Origin of the sequence: Streptococcus mitis SK575 (assembly GCF_000257865.1) — a bacterium.
Classification (GTDB): domain Bacteria; phylum Bacillota; class Bacilli; order Lactobacillales; family Streptococcaceae; genus Streptococcus; species Streptococcus mitis_CQ.
The window spans coordinates 54,444-77,276 of sequence record NZ_AICU01000054.1 but is presented as its reverse complement, the minus strand read 5'-3'; the positions used below and the strand labels follow the sequence as shown (position 1 = coordinate 77,276).

The 22,833-nt window shown below is 37.5% G+C and carries 29 protein-coding genes; 9 read left to right on the top strand and 20 right to left on the bottom strand.

Annotation, left to right across the window (positions count from 1 at the left end):
- Window positions 1–136 precede the first annotated feature (136 nt).
- The gene (locus HMPREF1048_RS06890; RefSeq protein ID WP_029746576.1) at window positions 137–1,564 is read right to left on the bottom strand and encodes an AcpB/EbpR/MafR family transcriptional regulator; all 1,428 of its coding nucleotides are present in this window, start codon (window positions 1,562–1,564) and stop codon (window positions 137–139) included.
- A 164-nt stretch (window positions 1,565–1,728) separates the two neighbouring features.
- Between HMPREF1048_RS06890 and hslO the strand changes: the two genes are divergently transcribed.
- The 3 genes from hslO to HMPREF1048_RS06875 are packed head-to-tail and all read left to right on the top strand — an operon-like array spanning window position 1,729 to window position 4,121.
- Window positions 1,729–2,601, top strand: a complete 873-nt coding sequence (hslO, locus tag HMPREF1048_RS06885; protein WP_000357854.1) for an Hsp33 family molecular chaperone HslO — start codon at window positions 1,729–1,731, stop codon at window positions 2,599–2,601.
- Window positions 2,588–3,568 carry a tRNA dihydrouridine synthase DusB gene (gene dusB / locus HMPREF1048_RS06880; RefSeq protein WP_000183301.1) on the top strand — a complete coding sequence of 327 codons (981 nt, stop codon included), beginning with the start codon at window positions 2,588–2,590 and terminating at the stop codon, window positions 3,566–3,568. Before hslO ends, dusB begins: the two co-directional genes overlap by 14 nt.
- Window position 3,569: 1 nt before the next feature.
- Entirely contained in the window at window positions 3,570–4,121 is a 552-nt protein-coding gene (locus HMPREF1048_RS06875) for a cysteine hydrolase family protein (protein WP_000233718.1), read from the top strand.
- A 70-nt stretch (window positions 4,122–4,191) separates the two neighbouring features.
- Here HMPREF1048_RS06875 and HMPREF1048_RS06870 read toward each other — a convergent pair whose 3' ends face one another.
- A complete protein-coding gene (locus tag HMPREF1048_RS06870) occupies window positions 4,192–4,890 on the bottom strand; it encodes a hypothetical protein (RefSeq protein WP_000730892.1) in 699 nt (232 codons plus the stop codon).
- 277 nt (window positions 4,891–5,167) lie between these two features.
- Between HMPREF1048_RS06870 and HMPREF1048_RS06865 the strand changes: the two genes are divergently transcribed.
- Window positions 5,168–5,398, top strand: a complete 231-nt coding sequence (locus HMPREF1048_RS06865; RefSeq protein WP_000933121.1) for a hypothetical protein — start codon at window positions 5,168–5,170, stop codon at window positions 5,396–5,398.
- A gap of 72 nt (window positions 5,399–5,470) precedes the next feature.
- Here HMPREF1048_RS06865 and HMPREF1048_RS06860 read toward each other — a convergent pair whose 3' ends face one another.
- Both HMPREF1048_RS06860 and HMPREF1048_RS06855 read right to left on the bottom strand, forming a co-directional pair.
- Window positions 5,471–7,903, bottom strand: coding sequence for an ATP-dependent Clp protease ATP-binding subunit (locus HMPREF1048_RS06860; RefSeq protein ID WP_001109668.1), 2,433 nt, complete (start codon window positions 7,901–7,903; stop codon window positions 5,471–5,473).
- A gap of 1 nt (window position 7,904) precedes the next feature.
- A complete protein-coding gene (locus tag HMPREF1048_RS06855) occupies window positions 7,905–8,363 on the bottom strand; it encodes a CtsR family transcriptional regulator (protein ID WP_001211277.1) in 459 nt (152 codons plus the stop codon).
- Between the two features lie 319 nt (window positions 8,364–8,682).
- On the opposite strand from HMPREF1048_RS06855, the gene HMPREF1048_RS06850 reads away from it, so the two are divergent.
- A complete protein-coding gene (locus tag HMPREF1048_RS06850) occupies window positions 8,683–9,786 on the top strand; it encodes a hypothetical protein (protein WP_000357678.1) in 1,104 nt (367 codons plus the stop codon).
- A gap of 178 nt (window positions 9,787–9,964) precedes the next feature.
- Here HMPREF1048_RS06850 and HMPREF1048_RS06845 read toward each other — a convergent pair whose 3' ends face one another.
- The 14 genes from HMPREF1048_RS06845 to HMPREF1048_RS06790 form a co-directional block, all read right to left on the bottom strand.
- On the bottom strand, window positions 9,965–10,375 hold the full coding sequence (locus tag HMPREF1048_RS06845) for a DUF722 domain-containing protein (RefSeq protein ID WP_000273148.1): 411 nt from the start codon (window positions 10,373–10,375) through the stop codon (window positions 9,965–9,967).
- A 377-nt stretch (window positions 10,376–10,752) separates the two neighbouring features.
- Entirely contained in the window at window positions 10,753–11,301 is a 549-nt protein-coding gene (locus tag HMPREF1048_RS06840) for a hypothetical protein (RefSeq protein ID WP_000354073.1), read from the bottom strand.
- Window positions 11,302–11,310: 9 nt separating this feature from the next.
- Entirely contained in the window at window positions 11,311–12,171 is an 861-nt protein-coding gene (locus HMPREF1048_RS06835) for a phage major capsid protein (RefSeq protein WP_004248798.1), read from the bottom strand.
- A 49-nt stretch (window positions 12,172–12,220) separates the two neighbouring features.
- The gene (locus HMPREF1048_RS06830; protein ID WP_000012236.1) at window positions 12,221–12,451 is read right to left on the bottom strand and encodes a hypothetical protein; all 231 of its coding nucleotides are present in this window, start codon (window positions 12,449–12,451) and stop codon (window positions 12,221–12,223) included.
- A gap of 89 nt (window positions 12,452–12,540) precedes the next feature.
- On the bottom strand, window positions 12,541–12,702 hold the full coding sequence (locus tag HMPREF1048_RS13365; RefSeq protein ID WP_000997172.1) for a hypothetical protein: 162 nt from the start codon (window positions 12,700–12,702) through the stop codon (window positions 12,541–12,543).
- Window positions 12,699–13,544 (bottom strand): ATP-binding protein, encoded by an 846-nt coding sequence (locus HMPREF1048_RS06825; RefSeq protein ID WP_000662897.1) that lies wholly within the window; start codon window positions 13,542–13,544, stop codon window positions 12,699–12,701. The genes HMPREF1048_RS13365 and HMPREF1048_RS06825 overlap by 4 nt, the downstream gene beginning before the upstream one ends.
- An 11-nt stretch (window positions 13,545–13,555) precedes the next feature.
- Entirely contained in the window at window positions 13,556–14,416 is an 861-nt protein-coding gene (locus tag HMPREF1048_RS06820) for a conserved phage C-terminal domain-containing protein (protein ID WP_001140520.1), read from the bottom strand.
- Window positions 14,403–14,675: a hypothetical protein gene (locus HMPREF1048_RS06815; protein WP_000462044.1), complete on the bottom strand. Its 273-nt coding sequence runs from the start codon at window positions 14,673–14,675 to the stop codon at window positions 14,403–14,405. Before HMPREF1048_RS06815 ends, HMPREF1048_RS06820 begins: the two co-directional genes overlap by 14 nt.
- 1 nt (window position 14,676) lies before the next feature.
- Complete coding sequence (locus HMPREF1048_RS0102295; protein ID WP_001003756.1) at window positions 14,677–14,886, bottom strand: hypothetical protein; 210 nt, start codon at window positions 14,884–14,886, stop codon at window positions 14,677–14,679.
- A 1-nt stretch (window position 14,887) separates the two neighbouring features.
- A complete protein-coding gene (locus HMPREF1048_RS06810; protein WP_000171251.1) occupies window positions 14,888–15,088 on the bottom strand; it encodes a hypothetical protein in 201 nt (66 codons plus the stop codon).
- Window positions 15,085–15,537, bottom strand: coding sequence for a hypothetical protein (locus HMPREF1048_RS06805; RefSeq protein WP_004248793.1), 453 nt, complete (start codon window positions 15,535–15,537; stop codon window positions 15,085–15,087). Before HMPREF1048_RS06805 ends, HMPREF1048_RS06810 begins: the two co-directional genes overlap by 4 nt.
- A gap of 312 nt (window positions 15,538–15,849) precedes the next feature.
- Window positions 15,850–16,110 (bottom strand): hypothetical protein, encoded by a 261-nt coding sequence (locus HMPREF1048_RS06800; protein WP_000426659.1) that lies wholly within the window; start codon window positions 16,108–16,110, stop codon window positions 15,850–15,852.
- Window positions 16,111–16,121: 11 nt separating this feature from the next.
- Window positions 16,122–16,724, bottom strand: a complete 603-nt coding sequence (locus HMPREF1048_RS06795) for a Rha family transcriptional regulator (protein ID WP_000424671.1) — start codon at window positions 16,722–16,724, stop codon at window positions 16,122–16,124.
- Window positions 16,725–16,886: 162 nt separating this feature from the next.
- Window positions 16,887–17,075: a helix-turn-helix domain-containing protein gene (locus tag HMPREF1048_RS06790; RefSeq protein ID WP_000909161.1), complete on the bottom strand. Its 189-nt coding sequence runs from the start codon at window positions 17,073–17,075 to the stop codon at window positions 16,887–16,889.
- Window positions 17,076–17,303: 228 nt separating this feature from the next.
- On the opposite strand from HMPREF1048_RS06790, the gene HMPREF1048_RS06785 reads away from it, so the two are divergent.
- The 4 genes from HMPREF1048_RS06785 to HMPREF1048_RS06770 all read left to right on the top strand — a co-directional run bounded on the left by HMPREF1048_RS06785 (window position 17,304) and on the right by HMPREF1048_RS06770 (window position 20,918).
- Entirely contained in the window at window positions 17,304–17,825 is a 522-nt protein-coding gene (locus HMPREF1048_RS06785; RefSeq protein ID WP_000088665.1) for a helix-turn-helix domain-containing protein, read from the top strand.
- A 39-nt stretch (window positions 17,826–17,864) separates the two neighbouring features.
- Entirely contained in the window at window positions 17,865–18,134 is a 270-nt protein-coding gene (locus tag HMPREF1048_RS06780) for a DUF4177 domain-containing protein (protein ID WP_000505376.1), read from the top strand.
- 357 nt (window positions 18,135–18,491) lie between these two features.
- Window positions 18,492–19,634 carry a Fic family protein gene (locus HMPREF1048_RS06775; protein WP_004248795.1) on the top strand — a complete coding sequence of 381 codons (1,143 nt, stop codon included), beginning with the start codon at window positions 18,492–18,494 and terminating at the stop codon, window positions 19,632–19,634.
- 117 nt (window positions 19,635–19,751) lie between these two features.
- Window positions 19,752–20,918 (top strand): tyrosine-type recombinase/integrase, encoded by a 1,167-nt coding sequence (locus HMPREF1048_RS06770; RefSeq protein WP_000691828.1) that lies wholly within the window; start codon window positions 19,752–19,754, stop codon window positions 20,916–20,918.
- Between the two features lie 155 nt (window positions 20,919–21,073).
- Here HMPREF1048_RS06770 and HMPREF1048_RS06765 read toward each other — a convergent pair whose 3' ends face one another.
- Window positions 21,074–21,802 carry an ABC transporter ATP-binding protein gene (locus HMPREF1048_RS06765; RefSeq protein WP_000136218.1) on the bottom strand — a complete coding sequence of 243 codons (729 nt, stop codon included), beginning with the start codon at window positions 21,800–21,802 and terminating at the stop codon, window positions 21,074–21,076.
- On the bottom strand, window positions 21,802–22,809 hold the full coding sequence (locus tag HMPREF1048_RS06760) for an ABC transporter substrate-binding protein (protein WP_000754559.1): 1,008 nt from the start codon (window positions 22,807–22,809) through the stop codon (window positions 21,802–21,804). The genes HMPREF1048_RS06765 and HMPREF1048_RS06760 overlap by 1 nt, the downstream gene beginning before the upstream one ends.
- Between the last annotated feature and the right edge of the window lie 24 nt (window positions 22,810–22,833).

The following is a 22,833-nucleotide window of genomic DNA, read 5'->3' as shown; positions in this document are numbered from 1 at the left end:
TTGAGGATGTTTCCTCTTTACACTTACTAGTATACAAAATAAAACGCTTTCTTGTTTATCAACTTTTTTTAATTTTTTAAAAAATGTGAGGAGATTGTGTGAATTTCACAAAAAAGACCTGGAACAACCAAGCCTTTTAAGTGAATAATAACTGACGAATCCCTGCCAAATCTTCCAAATCCAAGTCGTTTTTTAAATAATAAACTGGGGTCTGTTCCTTCTTATGAATCGGGTTATTGGTAACCAGCAAATCATAATGCCGAGTTCGGTCATAGGCTTCAATGGTAATAAAACGATTGTATTCCAAATACCGTTTCAAAATGGCTGCCATCCTTGAAAAGACAAGAAAACCAGATGTCAAATCCAGACCAATCCGCATATGCTGACCACCATTTTCAGCCATATATTCGATCAACTGGAGCCATTCCCAGAGAATTTTCTTATCCAAATCCGTCTCCTGCTGAAAGGCAGGTAGAGCATGAAAAATCTCCTCTGCCATTCCTCTAAAATCATGTTCCATCAGTAAATATGGATGGCGATTCTCTAACTGGTACTTGTAACGATCCTGTAAAATATAGCCCTTATAGAGATAGACTTGAGCACAAAGCTGACTGAGTTCATAGGTAACGTGATCCTCTGTATAATCCCCCAGCAACTCCTCCTTCTTCATTTCTTGAATCAATTGCGTCAGCAAATCTGCCAACTGCCCTCCAAAACCAAGGATATATTCCATTGTATGAAGAGGAAGAATGCGATGGGATAGGAGGAAAGAGAAGAAAATCATCATCTCACCATCTTCAGTCCCTAGAGGGATATGTTGCCCAGCAAAAAAAGACGAGGTCTTTCTGAGCAAACGAAGGTAGAAAATATTGTCAAAATACCCTCGCATTTTTTCTTCTATCACTTGGAACTGACAGGCGTTGACCCGGAGACGTTGTTGACTGATGTGAGCCCAGAGAACCAAGTCTAACTTCTGCCCCGAAGACAAGCTTGCACCGCAGATTTCTTCTAGTGTAGTAATCTCCTGTTTTCTCTCTGGTTTCTGCATATGTCCTTCCCATTCCTGACTCGACCAGACCTTGCGGAAAAGACAGAAATAGAAATAGCGTATCTGATGCTCTGGACCTCGCCAACGTCCATTTTGGATAGATAAGTCAAATTCTGACAAAATCTGATTTAAACCAGCCAAGTGGCGACCAAGCGTAGCCTCACTAATCATCAATTCTTGAGCCAGCTGATGGGCTAAAAACTGTTGGTGGTAGAGAAGATAGACCAAAATCTGATATTTAACAGCATTCTCTAAAAACAAGCTCCGAATATCTCTCCCCTTGGTAGCTGCACCGATCGACAGGCGCAGATTTTCATCTTCTAAGGAGATGTTCAGCTCTAAGCCACTATCCAAAGCCTTTTCATTAAGAAGGGTGACATATTTGGTTAGAGTTGCTTTTGAAAATCCTGTTTCCTCCATTACAGCCTTGACAGTCGTCTGAGACTCTTGTAATAGAAAGGAAAGGATTGAAAATTGGCCAGATTCGGCCTTTTCCATCAAATCTCCTAAATACATTTGTTACCCCTTTCATTTTCTACCTTAAGCATAGCATAAATCTTACAAATGCTGAAATAATCTGTTTCTCTTTTTATTTACCTGCTGATTTCCTGATCCATTATCCTGAAAATCAGCAAACACACGGCTCCCCCTTTGGGCTTTTTTATGCTAAAATAGTAGCTATGGATAAAATTATTAAAACTATATCAGAAAGCGGAGCCTTTCGTGCTTTTGTCCTTGACAGCACAGAAACCGTCCGTACTGCTCAAGAAAAACACCAAACCCAAGCTAGCTCAACTGTAGCGCTTGGTCGAACTCTTATCGCTAGCCAGATTCTCGCAGCCAATGAAAAAGGAAATACTAAACTAACAGTTAAGGTGCTGGGATCTAGCTCACTAGGTGCCATCATCACCGTCGCTGATACCAAGGGGAATGTCAAAGGTTACGTTCAAAATCCAGGTGTCGATATCAAAAAGACTGCAACTGGTGAAGTCCTAGTCGGACCTTTTGTTGGAAATGGTCAATTCCTCGTTATCACAGACTACGGTACTGGAAATCCTTACAACTCTATGACTCCCCTTATCTCTGGAGAAATTGGTGAAGACCTTGCCTTTTACCTGACTGAAAGCCAACAAACACCTTCAGCAGTCGGCCTCAATGTCCTTTTGGACGAGGAAGACAAGGTCAAGGTTGCAGGTGGTTTCCTAGTTCAAGTCTTGCCAGGAGCCAAGGAAGAAGAGATTGCTCGCTTTGAAAAACGCATCCAAGAAATGCCAGCTATCTCAACGCTTCTCGAAAGTGAAGACCATATCGAAGCCCTCCTCAAAGCAATCTACGGTGACGAGGCCTACAAGCGTCTTTCTGAAGAAGAAATCCGTTTCCAATGTGACTGTAGCCATGAACGCTTTATGAACGCTCTTGCTAGCCTTCCAAGCTCAGACCTACAGGAAATGAAAGAGGAAGACCACGGGGCAGAAATCACTTGTCAATTCTGCCAAACTACTTACAACTTTGATGAAAACGACCTGGAGGAACTCATTCGTGACAAATCTTAATACACCTTTTATGATTGGCAATGTTGAGATTCCCAATCGTACTGTTTTAGCACCTATGGCTGGTGTCACCAACTCAGCCTTTCGTACTATCGCAAAAGAGCTTGGTGCTGGACTCGTTGTAATGGAGATGGTCTCTGACAAGGGAATCCAATACAACAATGAAAAAACCCTGCACATGCTTCATATCGATGAAGGCGAAAACCCTGTTTCTATCCAACTTTTTGGTAGTGATGAAGACAGCCTAGCACGCGCAGCAGAATTCATCCAAGAAAACACCAAAACCGATATCGTGGATATCAACATGGGCTGCCCAGTTAACAAAATCGTGAAGAACGAAGCTGGCGCTATGTGGCTCAAGGATCCAGACAAGATTTACTCTATCATCAACAAGGTCCAGTCTATCCTTGATATCCCACTTACTGTCAAAATGCGTACTGGCTGGGCCGACCCATCTCTGGCAGTTGAAAATGCCCTCGCTGCTGAAGCTGCAGGTGTTTCTGCTCTTGCTATGCATGGCCGTACCCGTGAGCAAATGTATACAGGTCACGCAGACCTTGAGACCCTTCACAAGGTCGCTCAAGCTCTGACCAAGATTCCATTTATCGCTAACGGTGACATCCGTACTGTTCAAGAAGCCAAACAACGTATCGAAGAAGTCGGTGCTGACGCAGTCATGATTGGCCGCGCTGCCATGGGAAATCCCTACCTCTTCAACCAAATCAACCATTACTTTGAAACAGGAGAAATCCTACCTGATTTGACCTTTGAAGACAAGATGAAAATCGCCTACGAACACTTGAAACGTTTGATTAACCTCAAAGGGGAAAACGTAGCAGTTCGTGAATTCCGTGGCCTCGCTCCACACTACCTCCGTGGAACATCTGGCGCTGCCAAACTCCGTGGAGCCATTTCACAAGCTAGCACCCTAGCAGAGATCGAAGCCCTCTTGCAATTGGATAAGGCTTAAAATGGTTCATACTGCTCTACTGGTTATCGATATGCAAAAAGCATTTAATAGCCCTATCTGGGGAGAACGAAATAACCCTCAAGCTGAATATCAAGCATTGAGGGTACTGGCATACTTTCGTAAACACGCTCTTCCAGTCTTACATGTTCAACACATATCTAACAATCCCCAGTCGCAATTTCATAACAAACAAAATCAGGTGTTTAAAAGTGGATTTGAGCCAGTTACTGCAGAACCTGTCTTTCAAAAAATGGTTAATAGCGCCTTTATTGGAACAAATCTTGAAACATATTTACGAAAAAAACAGATTTGTCGTATAGTCGTTGTTGGTTTGACCCTGCCCCATTGTGTATCTACTACGACACGAATGGCAGCAAATCTTGGTTTTGAAGTCACTTTACTAGCAGATGCTACTGCCAGTTTTACCCTATCTAACAAAAACGGTCAAGTCATCTCTCCTGAGACTATCCATGAGATTAATCTCCTTTCTCTACAAGATGAGTTTTCTCAAATTCTTACTACAGAAGAATTTTTAACCCAAGTACAAGTATAAAATAATCCGTCAACTCTTATTTGAGCTGACGGATTTTCTTTGATTGTAAAAATTCAAATACTGAGGGTTATTATTGACTCAAAGCAACACTGGAAACCTTACCATCTGCTCCTGTTGTAATCTGGATGACTCTCCCTCCACCGATTTTGGCATTATACTTGCCACCATCAAGAGTATAAGAGTAGCCTCTGATAGAGTAATTTTCTTTCTTTCCATCAGCAGATTCTACTGTAAATTGACCACCTGATGAAACTGTTATGGTTTCTCCATTTGCTCCCTTCCAGTTGCCAGCTGCTGCTGAGAAATCACCGTCTACCATGGCTAAAACACCCTTGTAGCGTTTATTTTGCTCTGCTTGCTTGTCTTGAAGTTTGCGGTCAGTTGTAGGATCATAGCTTGATTGGTTAGACTGGGCTTGAGAAGCCTGTTGAGTTGAAGGAGCCTGAGCAGGAGTTTGTTGACTAGCTGCCTGTTGATTAGCCACTTCTTGACCTTGTCTTTGCTCTGGTGCAGGTGTTGCTGGTGATGATGTTGTAGTTGCTGCAGACTGGTCAGTAGACGCCTTGACCTTTTCAGATGAAACTGAACTTGAGGACTTCTGAGTCTTGCTTTCTTTGCTAGCAGAAGCTGCTTTAGAACTTGATGATTGGCTTGTCTTAGCAGAACTGCTTGCTTGAGTTGTTTCCTTTTTATTTCCACAAGCTCCCAATAGCAAGGTAGAAGCCAATACAGTTGCTGCCATCAATTTGATATAGGTTTTCTTTTTCATTTTTCTACTCCTTTGTAATGTTTTAGAAATATAAAGAAATCTTTTTGTAATATAATTGTAACATTGCGTTTTAAACATGTCAACAATTTATCTAAACTATTTTAAAAATCTTAAATACTTTAGATACATTTACTCCTCCTACTCTTCTATTCGTAATAAAATAGAAAAACAGGAGATTTTCCTGTTAAAAATTTGAATTTGTTTTGTGTAATCGCTTAAAACTTTAAGTACAAAGGAATATAATAACATTGAAATAGAATATAGGAGGTACATTCTTATGCTAAATAAGTATTATAAGTATCTTCCTTGGTTATTTTTAGTAGCGATTGGCTCTTATAAATCCGCAACTCACTATGGCAAAACTTCATTTGATGTCTTCTATATGACTACAATCTTTTTGATTGTCTGTATCGCCTTGTTATTTTTACATGAGAACTATCTCAAGTATCGATACAAAGCCTTCTTTACTCACATGTTGAGCAATCCTAAAAAAGATAGGCACACCTGAAAGAAATCGCAACAGAAAAACCATCTCATGATGGTACATAAAGAGGTCGGGAACTTTGTCCCGACCTCGTTTTTATGCAATATCAAATTTTAACTGGCCTGCTTTAACACCAATCTTAAGTGTGCTGCCTGCCTCTAATTCTCCCTTGAGAAGAAGCTCTGCCAACTTGTCTTCCACTTCTGTTTGCAATGTTCTGCGAAGTGGACGGGCTCCCATCTCTGGGTCATATCCTTGATTTGCCAACAATTTCAGTGCGGAAGCTTGTAATTTCAAGTCAATGCCTTTTTCAGCCAAACTTGCCACTAAAGGTTTAACCATAATCTTCACCACTTCCTGCATATGGTCGCTAGACAGGCTATGGAAGACCACCTTTTCATCAATACGGTTAATAAACTCAGGTCTATAAGCCTTTTTCAGCTCTTCGAACATGCGTTTTTCCATGTTCTCCTGGTCAAAACGAATGTCCTTTGCTCCAAAACCGACGGTTTTATCATCACGAAGGGCTGTCGCACCAAGGTTTGACGTCATGATGATAATGGTATTTGAAAAGTCAACCTTGCGTCCCTTGCTATCTGTCAAGACACCGTCATCCAAGACCTGCAAGAGAACATTAAAGATGTCTGGATGGGCCTTCTCTACCTCGTCAAAGAGGAGAACGGAGTATGGTTTGTTGCGAACCTTCTCAGTCAACTCCCCACCTTCTTCATACCCCACATAGCCTGGAGGAGCTCCGTTGAGACGACTGGCTGCGAATTTCTCCATATACTCACTCATATCAAAGCGGATAAGGGCTGATTCGTCGTCAAAAAGAACTTCTGCCAAAGCCTTGGCCAATTCGGTCTTACCGACGCCTGTGGGTCCTAGGAACATAAAGGAACCAATCGGACGCTTGTGACTACGAATACCAGACTGATTGCGGCGAATGGCACGGCTAATGCTTGAAACAGCTTGATCTTGCCCGATAACACGTTTGTGCAATTCAGCTTCCAGATTCAGGTATTTCTTAGCATCTGTTTGGGTGAGTTTTTGGACTGGGATGCCTGACAAGCGACTCAAGGTGGTCAAAATATCAGACTCTGTCACCAAGTCTTTATATACAGGCACTTCCTCTTCTTTTGCGATTAGCTGAGCTGCCTGTTTCCACTTACCATCCATCAAGGCCTTGTCAGCTGGACTCAAACCTGAATCGTCTGCTTTTACATGCTTAGCCTTATTTTGCACTGTTGCTGCTGCTTCATCTAAGAGGTCGATAGCAGAGTCTGGCAAGTGACGGCTAGTCAAGTAACGATGGGCCATCTTAACGGCTGTTTCGACCGCTTCATCTGTGATTTGCACACGGTGATGTTTCTCATAAGTCGCCTTCAAGCCTTGTAAAATGGTCATGCTGTCTGCAACACTTGGCTCTTCAATCGTCACTTTGGCGAAACGACGAGAAAGGGCCGCATCTTTTTCGATGTGTTTTTGATATTCTTCCTGAGTGGTCGCACCAACTGTTCTCAAGGTTCCACGCGCCAAGGCTGGCTTCAAGATATTAGCCGCATCCAGGGTCGAATCAATCCCGCTCCCAGAACCCATGATGGTGTGGAGTTCGTCGATAAATAGAATTACTTGACCATCTTCTTCAATATCCTTGATGATATTGTTCATGCGCTCTTCAAAGTCACCACGGAAGCGTGTCCCTGCAACGACATTCATCAAATCAAGCTCTAACACGCGCATCTTAGCCATTTCCGCAGGTACATCACCACTAGCAATACGCTGGGCAAGACCAAGCGCCAGAGCAGTTTTTCCGACACCTGCATCCCCAACCAAGACAGGATTGTTCTTGGTCTTACGGCTCAAGATTTGAATCATACGCGAGATTTCCTTATCTCGACCGATGACTGGTTCTAACTTGCCAGAACGCGCTTGCTCTGTTAAATCATGCGTATAGTCCTCGAGACCACCGCTTGGAGTCTGGGGCATGCCCATCATATTGGCCATAGAATTTTGCTTGTCAGCTACTGTACGATGGCGTTGGCGTAAAGCCTTGAGATCTTCACGAGTCCAGCCTGCTCGTTCTTCTAAATTTCGACGTAGAGCAGCAATCTTGACCTGATCTTTCTTGTCTTCATAAGAAAAACCAGCCCTCTCCAAGATACGAGTCGCCAAGGCATTTCCATCATGCAAAATCGCATAGAGGACGTGCTCCGTCCCTAGCACCTTAGCATGGACCACTGACGCTACATACTCTGCTTCGTCAAAAAGAACCTGCAAACGATGGGAGAACGGCAATTCCGTAAAGGTTTCATCCTGGCTATAGTCCGTTTCAGTCAGTTCCAAAGCGACTTCTTCTAAACGGTCCATCTCATATGGATAATCATTTAAAGTTGCCCCTGCCACACTATAACTGTGATTGGACATAGCAATCAACAAGTGCCAAGACTCTAGATAACGAGCTCCAAAATGGCCAGCAACCATGTAGGCACTTTCGATACATTCATTCAATGCTTTTGAATAGTTCATCTTACTTCCCTTTTCTATCTACCTCTTGTATGACCTGTCGTAGCATATTAGCACGAAGGACTGGAGCTTCTTCTCCTAGGACGCGATCCAAAGCTACTGATACCAGCAAATTCATCTCCTGCTTGGTCATCAATTCCTGCTCAACCAAAAGCTGTAGAATATCCTCATAAATTTCTTGACTGACCCGCTCGCCAATCGAGTAAAGCAGCTCTCGGAGCATTTCATGATGACTAGAAAACTCAATCCGTCCTATACGAATATAGCCTCCGCCACCACGCTTACTTTCAACCAAGTAGCCTCTACTTTCCGTAAAGCGTGTCTTGATCACATAGTTAATCTGACTAGGAACAACCTGAAAAGTATCTGCCAACTGACTTCGTTGCAACTCCACGATACCAGATTGATCTAAAATCGCCTTGATGTAGGCCTCAATATGATCCGATGTATTTTTAAATCTCATTACAAACCCACCTCTCTCTTTAAACCTTGACTATCTTTGACTATACTATCATTTAACACTCTATAAGTCAAATTTTTAAGGCTCAACCATTGGAAATACTGACTTTTTTAAAAAACACTTTGGCATTAATTCGCCTTAGTTTTTCTTGAAAGTTCCTAAAAAAGTCCACAAAAAAGAGCCCTAAAAAGGGCGTAATATTGACGAGTTCAGCAGGCAAGAACTAGCACCTTTGAAGGTGCTTTTTTATTCATCTAATCAATTATCAATAATAATGTTACAATAACTATAATATAAACAATAACTTTCTGAAAGGATTAACATGGATAAGATAGAAATGATTTCTTTTTCAATCCTACTTGATGAAGTTGCTGAAGTAAGGCAACTGCTTGAAAATATTGTAAGTTTGGATAAGACAGTTTATCCAGAACTATCAATAGGTATCCTTCCTTTTGTATCATCTCTCTGTGATGGAATACTAAAGTTTTTACCCAGAGATGTTCATAGTGATTTTCCAAATATTGGAGAACAGGAATTTCAAAAAATAATATCTAGTGTCCGAGTGAGTTATAAGCAATACTCTGATAAAAAATTTAGCAAGGCTAACAAACTGATACTTGAAATAGAGAGACGCTTTTATTCACAAATGGTAGAAAATTACAATTTATTTCAAAAACTCGTAATCAATATTTTTGGACAACATGATTTAGGGGTATATTACTTCAACGAAATTCCATACGCTAACACTAATCAATATCATATTTACCTAGAAAGTATTTTATCGAAAACTGATAAAAAGGATATTTCCTATTTTGATAAAAGAGCTACTGATTTATTTTTTGAATTTAGCAAAGCTTTAGGAACTTTAATTAATTCAGTAAATCAAAAAACTATTAAGAAGCCTACAATCCAGGATATTAAAATTGAAAACTTTGAACAACGTGATTTTTTCTTATTTGAATCTAAAAGAAGGAATTTTTTAACAGGAGTTCTGCCTACGGGCACTCAGTTATTCTTATTTAACATATTATGCCAGAATAATTTTGTAGTACATATTATGCCAAGTGTCTTAAAATCAAAAAATTACTTTTTTACACGCTCGCTAAGCCAATGCTATTTAGTTAGTATTACAGCCTTACGCTTGATTCTCAATAAGGAAAGCTCTTTATTGCCTGATTTCCAACGGGAGGAAGTTGTTGATATCCTTGATCGCAAAGAAAAAATTTTTAACTTCCGACAAGATTTTAGAAATAATATATTTCATTATAAAATTTCAAATGTCCCATTACAAATATTTACCAATCCCCCGAAATTCTTTGAAGAACTGATTGAATTTCATTCCTCAAAAAATTTTAAAGAGTATCAAAAACTATTATTGGAAGAAATCTTAAAAATAAATGACATAATCAATTCATTTATCAATTGAAAATTAGGTCTTATTTCAGAAAAATAGTTTCATCTCAATTCTATTTTAGAAAAACTAATACTTTTTTCTAAAAACAATAAGTTTTTACCCCCTTTTTCTCTGAACATCTCCGACTTGGAAAAAGTTCCCTTCACCGGTACCCTACTGACCAGAAAGATTTTTTAAAAGGTGGGGGGAGTCAATATCCTTTCAACTCAACAAATCTTTTAGCGATTACCTTTCTACGGCTATTTATATAACGAGTAGTTTTATTTAGTTTCTCTGCCACGTCTTCCCAAGTCGCACCAGCTTCTAAATATCTCATTTTAAAAATGACTAGATCACTTTCAATTAAGTTTTCCATCAAGGTATCTACAACTAGTTTGAAGCCTTCTAAATATCTTAGTGTTTGGTCTTCTTCAATTCTAATGATGGTTGCTTCAGTAGGACTATATACTGTCTTGCCTTTCCCACCAGTATAATCTTCAGCGCTATGTTTCTTATTATGTATTAGTTCCTGTCTTCTCAAATAAATTTTACTAGCAAGCGTTCTATATCGTCCTAACTCAATATCTATCCCGTCCAGGTCTCTGTTACTCAACTCGTACATAGGCAAGTACCTCCACTTAAATTTTAAAATTTTTTTATCTTGCGATTTGTCAAATTGTAAATTCTGTCAAACTGACAAAAAACGCTGAAAGCCTACCAATACTCAAGTTAGAAGCTATTACTGTTTTAAGTTTGACAACTCTTCAATATGACAAGTTCAAGGGAAATTTCTTTAATTTATCCCCTCAGTTTCTCATATCTTACATTCTGTGAAACTCACTCCATTCTGTAAACCCCTGATATACCTTGCTTTCAAGCTATTACTTCTTTTCAGTTTATGCTTACTTTGTTATGTGAAACTTAGTAAAGCATAAAAGTAGGACTAGCGATATTTCTTTTGTTTGAGCCATATATCACTAGCCTTACTTAATTTGTTCCCTATTTTTCTAAATACACTTTAATGTCCCGATATTCCTTAGAAAAATTCATCCATCCGCTAGAATCAGGGTTTAAGAATGGTAGGACAGTAAGCGGACTTACTTCTGTTCGATACGGCGATAGAGAATATCTCTGACTTATTTCTCTGACTACACCTGTATGGATTTCTTCTACATCCTTCTTCAGTTCTTGAATTTCATCATATGCGTCCAGAATTCGTCTAAGTTTCTTTCGGTATTGTTTATAGATCTTCTTAGTTTCCATTCGTTGCTTAGTCTCTTTAAAAATGTATTCAAAGATGACTGCATTAGCTTCTGAAAAATCACTATCAAATTTTTCCTGAAGGCCATTAATAGCTTTTTCCATCTTTTCCAGCTGCTCTAAAGATTCTAAGTTATTTGACAAAAAAGAATCTATGTTCTCAAATGAAACTGCTTGATTGCCTAACAGGCTTTTCCTTTTTTCGCTTAACTGTTCTCGCGCTGAATTAATCTTACTTTTTTTATTATCTAAATCATCCAGTGTATCAAATACTTGATTAATATCCATTTCTTTCTCCTAGTTCCATTGAATAAAGTAACCACAATCTTCTTCAACTTTTTTTACATCAAATCGGGTATGTAAAATCAACCGTTTCCCAAAATAGTCATTCGCATTCATCCAGCTAAGTGTATCTTTCTTGCGATCAAACAAAGTAACAAAGTTTTCTAGATCTCCGATAAAGCCTTTTTTGTCACCTTTATTCCCTAATGTTGTATCATCTACAATTAAAAAGTTATCTACAAAGAATGTTTCACTTGTCCCTGTCTCTTTATCAACTTTAAGAAGATAATTTCCTGAAGTGTCTTTCATTTTTTCTAAGACACTAAATAGTGATTGACTAACAACCATAGATACATTGCGCTCTGGATTGATTAAAGAAACAATAGATTTCAAGTCGTCCATACTTGTAGCAGTCTGCACTTTCGCAGTTTGGAGAATTTTCCCAATCTCTCTATTTCGTGTTCTACGTTTTAATTTAATAATCTTCTTACCAAGAAAATCCGTTAAATTATATTGGCCATCATCTAATTGTTCCTGTGAAAAATCAAGTTTTCCACTGAATAATTTAACTAAGTAATCAACGCTGATAGTTTTCTTTTTATCTGCTTCTGTTCTCTCAACCGAATTTTCGCTAACTTCTTGTAATGAATCAGATTCAAAGTCAGTTACTTCATACTTCCCACCACGGGTACGAGTCTCAATAACATTTACTAGATCAACCAATTCTTTACGTTGATGTTCATCTTCGTAACTATCAAGGATTGGTTTTTCAATGAGTACATGATTATTTTCTACGTTCATCCCTCTAGTGTTATAACCCGTACTTCGGATATAAGCTTCTAGATTTTCTTTTTGTTTAGCTAAGTTATTTGTCATTTTTTTGCTCCTTCATCTTTTAATATCTGATTTTTGTTTATAATTTTTTCTAAAATTCTTTGCTTTTAGCTTTTCTTTTAGAACTCTCCGAGCCTTTAGAATCATTTTTTCTAGATTTTGATTTGTCTTGTTTGTTAGCATATTTTTCTAGTATTTCTTGTTTCCGTTGTTCTAAGCTATCATCTTCTTTTTTACACTGAGAAAAGATTTTCTGTCTTTTATCTGGATCCATAGAAAACTTATTGGCTACTACATACCCTAAAGAAGTATCTCCTGACATCGCCCTCACCCCCTTTCTATGCAAACAAAAAGGGACATACCACTAGCATTAAATGCTTACGGTATGTCCCTGAGTTGTTCTCAATAGACTTATTTTTTAGTTTCTTTTTTGACTAGATGGGTAAACTTCCCATCTGAATAGAATAAAGTAACTTCTCCAAAACTTGGAACTTTTTCTATCTCTATTATACCACATTTTTCATAGACAACAAAGCCTTTTTCTGTTGCAAATCGCATTTTATCATCATTCATTGATATTCTCCCCTCACTGTGTTTATAGTGTATCTCTTATCTTTGATTGTAAAAGCCTTGAAAGTGTTCCCTTCTAAACCTTTCAAAATTCTACTTGAATTTCTAGCATTGTATACCGTCCGCAGTTCGCTACTGTCTAAGTTTGTATTAAAAATTGTAGTTTCTCGATTATTGATAATATCAAACAAGAAATCCTGTTCCCAATCGCTCTTAGGGGTTACCGTCCCATTTTTTGCCCCCAGGTCATCAATGATTAGAAAATCAACATCAACAAGCTTTTTAACCGCCTCATACTCTGTTAAGTTTGCATTTCTGCCATAAGCCCAGCCTTCTTTTATCTGCTTGATAATCTCGGTTAAGCTGACAAATAAGACACTCTTAGGCTCGTTCTTCTCTCTGAAGCTCTCATTGATTTCTTTAGCCAAGGCAAGAGATAAATGACTTTTTCCTATTCCTGTGCTACCGCTGATTAAAGTATTTCCTGTCATACCTGCAAGGTACTTCTGGGCTTGCCCCTTTACAAACTCTAACATCTGACGCTCCTCTGTCGTCTTAACAAAGAAATTATCAAATGTCGCTCCTTTCAACTCGTTAGGAATCGTACTATCACGCATTAAGACATCATAAGTTTTAAAGTAAGCTTGTCTGTCCTCGAACTGCTGCAATAGGTCTTTCTCTTTCTGTTTAATCTCTCCCTTCACGCACTCCGGGCAAAATGCTTGTACTTTTCTTTCTGAACTCCCTAACACTGGTACAGAAATTTCCCAGTAATTTACCTGGTGAATATCGCAAACTTTATCCGATATTTTTCTGTTATTAAATTCTTTAAATTGTTCCTTCATCTTTGCAACTCCTAAAATGGTAGGTCTGGGAAGTTATCTTCTGACTTCCCTTTTATGGTTTTAGGCTTTTGATTCAAATAACCGTCAAACTTAGATCCAAAAAGTGTTTCTGGTCTCAAATACTTAGAAAATTCAGGACTATCCTTCCATTCTGCCGTTTTAATATCTATCACCTGTTTAAAATCTTCAAGTGTATAGTCTTCTTTGAATCGTGCTAGTAAAAGCCTTTTTGTCTTATCAACAAACTTATACCTCTTATTAGCTACTTGATTCAGATAAGCAATAGGAATCCAAAGTTCTTTATGTTTTGTTTTCTCTAAATCTTTTATAGCTGTTTCTTCAAGCCAAGTAGGAAAAGTGAAGTCGGGATTTCCCGACAATATATTATCTAAATATAAATTATTACTCTTACTATTAACTCTATTCTCTTTCTCTATCTCTGTTGGACATGAGTTGGAAAAAGTCACTTTACTTTGGACATTCTCCAATTTTGGTATATCTTGACTATTTTTTCTTTGGTCTCGCTTGTATTTTGCCCAGTTTGTTTCACTCTCAACCATGGCTTTTGCTTGCGATAATGTAGCATGGCCATCATCATCGATCTGAATCAGTCCACATTTTGTAAAATATGCAACCGTCATATTGATATCATCTTCAGAAACATCCAGTTTCAAAGCTAGTTCCTGTACCAAACTATCAAAATATCCTTCATAGTACAAAATACAATCATCTTCTAAACTTTCCAACATAAGACGGATATAAATCACTGTCATAGTGTAGCCACCAGGCATATTTTTAAGTCGCTTAATAAAAAGGTTATCAAAAAACTTCTTATCAACTTTTAACCAAAAATATATTTTAGTCTTTGCCATCATCTACCCCCAAAAACTTTAAAACGTCTGAGATTTTATAATACGCTTTTCTAGTATCTTCAATAGGCGGTATATACTGCGGTAGTCCTGCACCTTCCCATTTTGTCAAGGTTTTATCTCCTATGCCTAGTTCTTCCTTTAGTTCCACTTTGCTGATCAAATCTAATCTTTTTTGAGGTGCTTTCTCATGGCTTTTTAAATACCGTTCCACTGCTTCCAAAATCTTAGACTTTAAATCTTCAATCATTTTTTCAAACATCTTAGTACCCCCATGGCTTAAGCCCTGCAAGCTGAATATATCGCCCATAATCAGGGCTTAAACCCTCGATAGTTGTCTCTATCGTCTGTGTACTTTCTCGCTCGATTTGGGCGCTTTTTTTGTGGTCTCGGTGGTTTAAATACATGAGAAAGCCAATCAATATCACGGTAAAAATAAGCGCCTGTGTATTGCTTAAATCTAGTTCATTCATGCTATGCCCTCGCTTGGTAATTCTTGATATAATTTACTTGATAGCTTCGCTCCATCTTCAGAAAGTCGTACACCTCTTCTGGAGTTACTTTATCATCTAAAAAGTCAATGATGAACTGAAAGAGGTTCGGATTTCTATCCTTGATTTTAGTCATTAGCTTATCAAATTCTGATCGTGTCATGTTATCTAGGTCTAGAGTCATTGCATTGCCTCCTCAAACTTCTCTATAAGACAACCTTTATTTACTTTTTGAGTTCCATTTTTAGAGTTAAAAAGAATTTCTTTTAAGGTTATAGTAGACTCTAAATACTCCTTTTCAGCATGTTCTATATACGCCTGTTGCTCTGCTTCGTTGTCAAAAAAGTGCTTAGCTTGCCGTTTAAAGAAAGCTTGTCGCATAGCATCTATTTCAAAAATACCAGGGTGGAAAAACATTCCAGTAGTGCTTTTGGAAATGACTTCGATTTTATGACTTTCATTCAATTCAGGAAGTTCAATCCAAAGTAAACGATGTAAGTTTTCTTTGATAGCTTTTAATTGTCCTGATAAGAGCCCTATTCTCAAAAAATCATTGTTTTCGTCTGCTTGGTGTAATTCCATACTAATTCTATCCAAGCTTTTAGTGATAATATCGTATGTTGTTTCTGTCATAGTCTGTTTTCCCTTTTTCCTATATTGGATTATTTCACCACTCCAAACGCTGGGCGATTGCCCCAAGTTGGCGAACGCTTGTAGCGGTGTTTCGTGAGTAATTACCCATCTTTCAGCTAAACAAGGTCTTAGAATCACCCTGTCAGCACTTGATTTTCAAAACCTTTTCTAATTGCTTGCCTGCTCTTCGGTTTTTCTTTAGGTATTTGATAGAATAGATATTTTTTGCTATAATCAGAGCATAGAAAAAATTTCTATATCCTTAATCTTGTCGCTTGCTCGCCTCGTCTAAAATTTGAGCAAGTGATTTTTTTATTTTCTTTTTGCATGATTACTACCTGACTTTGGTTTATAAAGCAAGTCTTTACTTTCGATAAGATCTAGAATCCAACTGAATCCCTGCTCAACCGTTTCAAGAAATGCGCCCAGGTCTTCACTGTCCAAGTTCTCGTAGTTCATACAAAGATATTCGGCTAGTTGTCTGTCTTTCTCAACTAGCTTTTTAAAGTCCTTGGGATACTTAGGAATTTCTAACCCTTTGGCATTTGTAACTGTCTTAAATTCATTTTCCATTTTCTATACTCCTATACTTTAAAAATTAATTCCTTAATTTCTGAATATCCCCTATTCAAATTAATCATAGCTATTGCCATATCTTCCAAACGTTGGTAGTTTGTCAGTTCTGCACTTGTCAAGCCATCAATACCGTTCTTACTTTCTCGCTCCTTCATGAGTTGGGTCTTGTTTTTCCCAGTCGCTCCCTTTAGTAGTAGGTTTGTAAGGCTACTATAGGCATGCTTAGGTGCTTTCTCCCATGTTTGAATAGCTTCAGTTAAGCTTTTACGCTTTGGTTTTTCCAGTTCTCTTTGAAGATAGCGTTTAGAAAGTTCGTCATGCATCTCAAAGAATGCTTTGACTAGGTTTGTTTTGAAGTTGGCCACTTGCTCGGTATTTTTTAAAAATGTAACTAACAAGGTCGCTTGTTGCTCATTCAAAATATAGTCCTTGGTATTCTGGCCACTTTCCATAGCTTGGATTTTAAATCCGACCTTTCCGAACCGTTCAAACCTTTCTTGATGTTTGCGGATCGTCTTGGTTATTGTATGATGTTGCAATCCTGTACACTCTGCAACGATACTGCTCAGCGTATACGGTTCTTTCTTACCGTCCATATAAACCAGTTCCATTGGTTCGCTCCTTTCTTCTTTTGTCAGTGCTTGCCACCTAAAACAGTACCAAAGTAAATCATTGAGGTAGGGAAAATTTAGGAGAGAATAAACCCCTACAAACCCTTGATACTGCCATAGGTAGCAAGCAAAATATTTCTAGACTCTGTCTTATGCCCCTTTCTAGTAATCTTCAGCAAGCCACTCACTAACTGATTGATATATTCGTCTCGGGGCATCATAATCGCCCTGTTCTACCTGACGTAAGGTAGAGTAAGTTGTACCTAGTTTTTGTGCTAGTTCCTTCATCGTAAGACGATTAACTGCACGCTTGACTCTTACCTGTTCTGCCATACTCTCAGTTATAAGCATTTAAACACCTCCTTTTTTAAAATTTTCGAACCAGACGTGAAAAGTAGTAGATAGATGGAGTTTTATCTGGTTGAATTACAAGGTATAGTTTTCTATACTTTTTCTTGCTACGATTACATTTTAGTATAACTTTCTTTACTTGTCAAGAGAAAAAATTAAATTAAATTATAAATTTTCTATACTTATCTTCAAAATAGTGGTAGAATAAAGAGGAAAGGTAGTGTAAAAATGAGTAGATTGAAAGAATTAAGGCAAGAGAGAAAACTGACACAACAGGAACTTGCTAAACAAATCGGAGTATCAAAACTGACAATTTTAAACTGGGAAAAAGGCGAACACCAAATAAAATCAGAAAAAGCCCAGCAATTAGCGGATATTTTCGGGGTAAGTGTTGGGTATCTATTGGGGTTCAATAATGATGATGTTACAGAATATGAGATTGATTTCCATAATAATGTTATGGAAAGGATGAACAAAGAGGCATTTGTTAGATTTTTAGACTATATTTCTCTAAGTGATATTGTTTTATCTGATAAGCAAATAGAAATGATTTTTTATCAATTGCAAGATCTATCTGAACTTAATTCTAATTACAGATATACAGAAACGGACACAGAAAAACTGAAATCTATGTACTCTGTAAAATCAAACTATATCCCAACTGAAAACATACTTAAAGTAACTAATTCACTATACAAGGATGACACTATAGAAGAACAATTCAAACAATACAAAAAAATTATTGACTAATTTTTATCAATTACTAACATAATAAAAGGAGTAACCCCCATGGGATTTTTTGACACTGTAAAACAAGAAGGAAGCTTTTCTACTGCTTCTGGAGTAAATGGACTACACTACGTTGTCCTTCAGGTAACATTGAAAGAAAAGTTTTTCGGCACTGGATCAGGAAACCTTACAGAATTAGAAGAGGTTATCAATAAACAAGCTTCAAAAGGTTATCGCCTACATACAATCACAACCGCCAATGGTGGAAGCAAAGGACTAGGCGGTGGCGACCGTATCCAAGCCACAATGGTTTTTGAGAAGATTATATAAAAACTATCTCCGCCAATAATAGTCTGATTTTCAGGTATTATGTACGAAAATAGAGAGAATTTGAAGAATAGAAGCTGATTTTACAGACTAAATCGCAAAAAAGAAAATAATTATTGACAAAATAGCGTTTTTGACAATAATTAAAAAATTAAAAGGAACTATTATTGACAAAATAGCGTTTTTGACAATAATTAAAAAATTAAAAGGAGCTATTAATGACAAACTTACATTTTTGTCATTAATTAAATTTAGAGTATGGAGTATAAAAGTCTAAAAAAAATTTATTACAGTGAACGTAGTATTTATGAACAAGAATACTTACAAAGAATAAATGGATACGGCACCACAAAAACTGCAATGTTTCCATATCTGATGAAGAAAGAGGAGTTCGCAACAAATGAATATCCACTATTTGTGGTACCAATTATGGAAATCCAACTTCTTTCCCAAAAAATCATTGAATTATCTTCTACTATTACAGATTTAGCTAATGATCTACCAGACGTTGCTCACCAACAATTTTATAATGAACAACTATTCAATGCCATTATTTCCACAAATGAAATTGAAGGTATTGGAACTACAAGAAAAGATGTAGCAGCTGCAATTGAAGCTCTTAATAAAGATAAAAAAGAAAAGCTGAAACACAAATCTACTGTCCGAATGTACCTAGATATACTTTCAGAAGATTATCTAAATATAACAGAACTAACTCATATTAGAGAAATATATAATGCTTTAACTAACGGAGAAATTGAAGATGATGATGAACTTGATGGTGAACTGTTTAGGAGAAGCTATGTTTCTATTGTTAATAATCAAAATGGAAAGATAGAGCATATTGCGCCAGGTAAAGAAGAGACAATTAAAGAAATGCTACTTAGCTGGCTTCATTTCATCAATACAGAAAATGTTCCTTTCCTTATAAAAGCTAGTCTAGCACATTATTTTTTTGAAAACATTCATCCGTTTTATGATGGCAATGGAAGAACTGGACGTTATATTCTATCTAAGTATCTTTCAAGGAAATTAGATAAATTTTCTGGTCTCATTATTAGTAAAAAAATAAATGAAGATAAAAACAAATACTATAAAGCATTCTCAGATACCGGAAACATCCTAAACAAAGCAGATGGTACTCAATTTGTACATACAATCTTACGTTTTATTATTAAGGGGCAATATGAAATAATAAATACACTGGCAGAAAAACAAGAAATGCTATACTATTATCATCAAAAATTGCAAGATAGTAGTTTCACTGATATCGAAGCAACTATATTATTTTTACTTATCCAGTCTCAATTATTTGTGTCAGATTTTGAAGCAAGCATTAACGACAATGAACTTTTGAATCTTTTACAACATACTGAATATTCTCAGAGAAGTCTAAAACAAACTATAAAAGATTTAGAAAAAAGTAAAATATTAATTAAAGTTGCAAAGCGCCCATTAAAACATGCAATAGTTGAAGAATTCTTTGATTATAGTGCAAAATAGTTAACACTATATATTTACAAATGACAAGTTAAGTTAAAAATTCTCGTAGCTCCTCGCATGGTATAAACTAAAACCTTTTCTAATTGCTTGCCTGCTGATGGAAAAGGAGTTAAAACCATGAAAATTATACAACACACGAAAAAAGACGGATCAGCAGTCTACCGCTCCAGTATCTATCTTGGTATCGATTCTGTAACTGGTAAGAAGGTCAAGACTACCATATCAGCACGAACAAAGAAAGAACTCAAAAACAAGGCCACCCAGGCTAAGGTAGAATTTGAGAAAAACGGCTCGACACGGAAACAACGCTCACATATAACAACCTATAGCGAACTTGTGGACTTATTCTGGCAAACCTACCAGCATACCATAAAGACTAATACTCAGATAAAGATAAAAGGTTGCTTAAATAATTACCTCCTGCCCTCATTTGGTACTTACAAACTAGATAAACTTACTCCTGTTATTATCCAAACTCAGGTAAATAAATGGGCTGATGAGTACAATCAGGACGGAACGGGGTATAAAGAATACAATAACCTTCATGCCTTAAATAAACGTATTCTACAGTACGGAGTTTCTATCCAGGCATTAGACAATAACCCTGCTCGTGATGTTGTCATTCCTAGAAAGATAGCAAGAGATAAACAAGAAATTAAATACTTTCAAGATCAGGAACTTAAAAACTTCCTCTCCTATCTCGATAACCTAGAAAATACCTTTATCAATTTCTATGATACTGTGCTTTATAAAACGCTCCTAGCTACTGGACTGCGCATCCGTGAATGTCTGGCCCTGGAATGGTCTGATATTGATCTGCAGAACGGAACGATTGATATTAACAAAACACTCAACATTTTAAACCAGGTAAACAGTCCTAAGACAAAATCAAGTTATAGAGTTCTAGATATCGATCATAAAACAGTACTCATGCTTCGTCTCTACCGAGCAAGACAAGCAGAAAACGGTAGAAACATTGGCTTAACCTATGAGAAAGTATTCTCTGATAGCTTTGACAACTATGTCAATACTCGAAAGGTTGATTATCGCCTACATAAGCACTTAAAAAACGCTAACTGTACTGATTTAGGCTTTCATGCTTTCCGACACACTCACGCTAGTATCTTGCTTAATGCTGGCCTGCCATACAAGGAAATACAGACACGGCTTGGCCATGCAAAAATATCTGTAACTATGGACACTTACAGCCATTTATCAAAAGAGAACCAAAAAAGAGCAGTCTCATTCTTTGAAACTGCCCTCGAAAAAATAAAAAGTTCTTAAAAAAGTCCACAAAATTAAAAAAGCGACACATAAAACCCTTATGTATCAACGATTATAGAATGATTTCGGTATAATTGACTATTATACCGAAATTTTCTCATTTTTAAAAGAAAAAGGGCGCTGGTAAAGGATAATCTTCACCAACTCCCTATTTTCTACTTATCTAAGCCTAATTCTGCCAAAATTTGACGTTTGTAGGCAATCTTTTGAACTTCCTTGTCCTCATCTTCAGACCAATCTAGTTTAATTTCTAAAACAATCTGCCCAGGGCGATTTTTCAAGATATAGATGCGGTCGCTGAGATTGAGGGCCTCCTCGATACTATGCGTGATGATCAGGGTCGTCAATTGCAACTGCTTATGAATCTCCAGATACCAAGCATGAAGTTCCATCTTGGTCATTTCATCCAAGGCGCTAAAGGCTTCATCTAAGAGAAAGAGCTTGTGACCGAAAAGATAGGTACGAAGCAAGGCCACACGCTGGCGCATCCCACCACTGAGTTCATGAGGGTATTTATCTCTTACAGCTGTCAACTGGAAGGCCGCAAGAATTTCATCCGCCCGAGCAATGGCTTCCGCCTTATCCACCTTTTGAATCAAGAGGGGCAGAATGATATTACCAAGCACCGTCTTGTGTTCCAAGAGGAGATCCTTTTGCAACATATAACTCACGCGCCCCTTGGGGTTTTCTTCACCATCAAGGACAATTCTCCCTGACTGAACTTCTAAAATCCCAGCGATTAGATTAAAGAGGGTGGTCTTTCCAACACCACTTGGACCTAGAATAGAAACCACTTCACCTGAAGTCACCTGTAGGTTGATATCCTCTAAAATCCTCTCTTGACCATAGGCATAACTGACGTGTTCTAGTCTAATTTCTGTCATTATTTCACAAATTCATTAGTGAAGCCTTTGTCTGTCAAGTCTTCTTTAAGGATACCATTTTCTTTATCCCATTTGTAGAAGGCATTCCAGCGAGCTGCATCAAATTGCCCCCATTTTTCCTTGTCGCTTGCGTATTCTTTTGACAAGTATTTTTGAGATTCGATGACAAAGTCACGTTTTTCTTTTAGCTCAGGTGCATTCTTAATCAAGATATCTGCAGCTTCTTCTGGGTGTTCCATAGCGTATTGGTAACCTTTTTTGATAGCTTGGATAACTTTACGTGCTTCTTCTTTGTTATCTTTCAAATAGTCGTTGTTGGCGATGATAACTGGTGAGTAGTAGTCAAATTCTTTAACGTAGTCTTTCAAGTACATGAAGTTAGCATCTACACCTTGAGATTTAGCAAGGATACCATCCCAACCGTAGTAAATCCAAGCAGTATCAAAGACGCCATTAGCAATCGGTGTGATAGAGTTTGAGTCGTTATTTGGTACTTTTTCGACTTTATCAAAGTCCCCACCTTGTGACTCTACCAAGGTTTTCAACATAGCAAGTTCAGTTGGGTCATTCCAAGTTCCGTATTTCTTACCAACCAAGTCCTTTGGACTAGCTACATTGTCAGATTTACGAGAGATGATTCCTGATGTATTGTGTTCTACGATAGCTGCAACGGCAGTAATTCCTGCCCCTTTTTCCAATTTCTTAGCCATATAGTCTTGGAAATAGACTGCAAATGGTGCCTTACCGTTAATAACCAAGTCAGAAGAACTTTCTTCTGGTGGCAATTTCAAATCAACATCCACTCCAGCTTCTTTGAAATAACCTTTTTCCTTAGCAACATAAAGCCCTGTGTGGTTGGTATTTGGCGTCCAGTCTAGGATAAAGTCGATTTTCTTAAGTTCTGCTTCCTTATTATCCTTAGAAGCAGTTCCTTGACCACAGGCCACAAGCACAACAGCTACAAGAGCTGTTAAAACAGTTAAAAACACTTTCCATGTTTTCTTCATTTCAATTTCCTCTTTTCTTTTTCA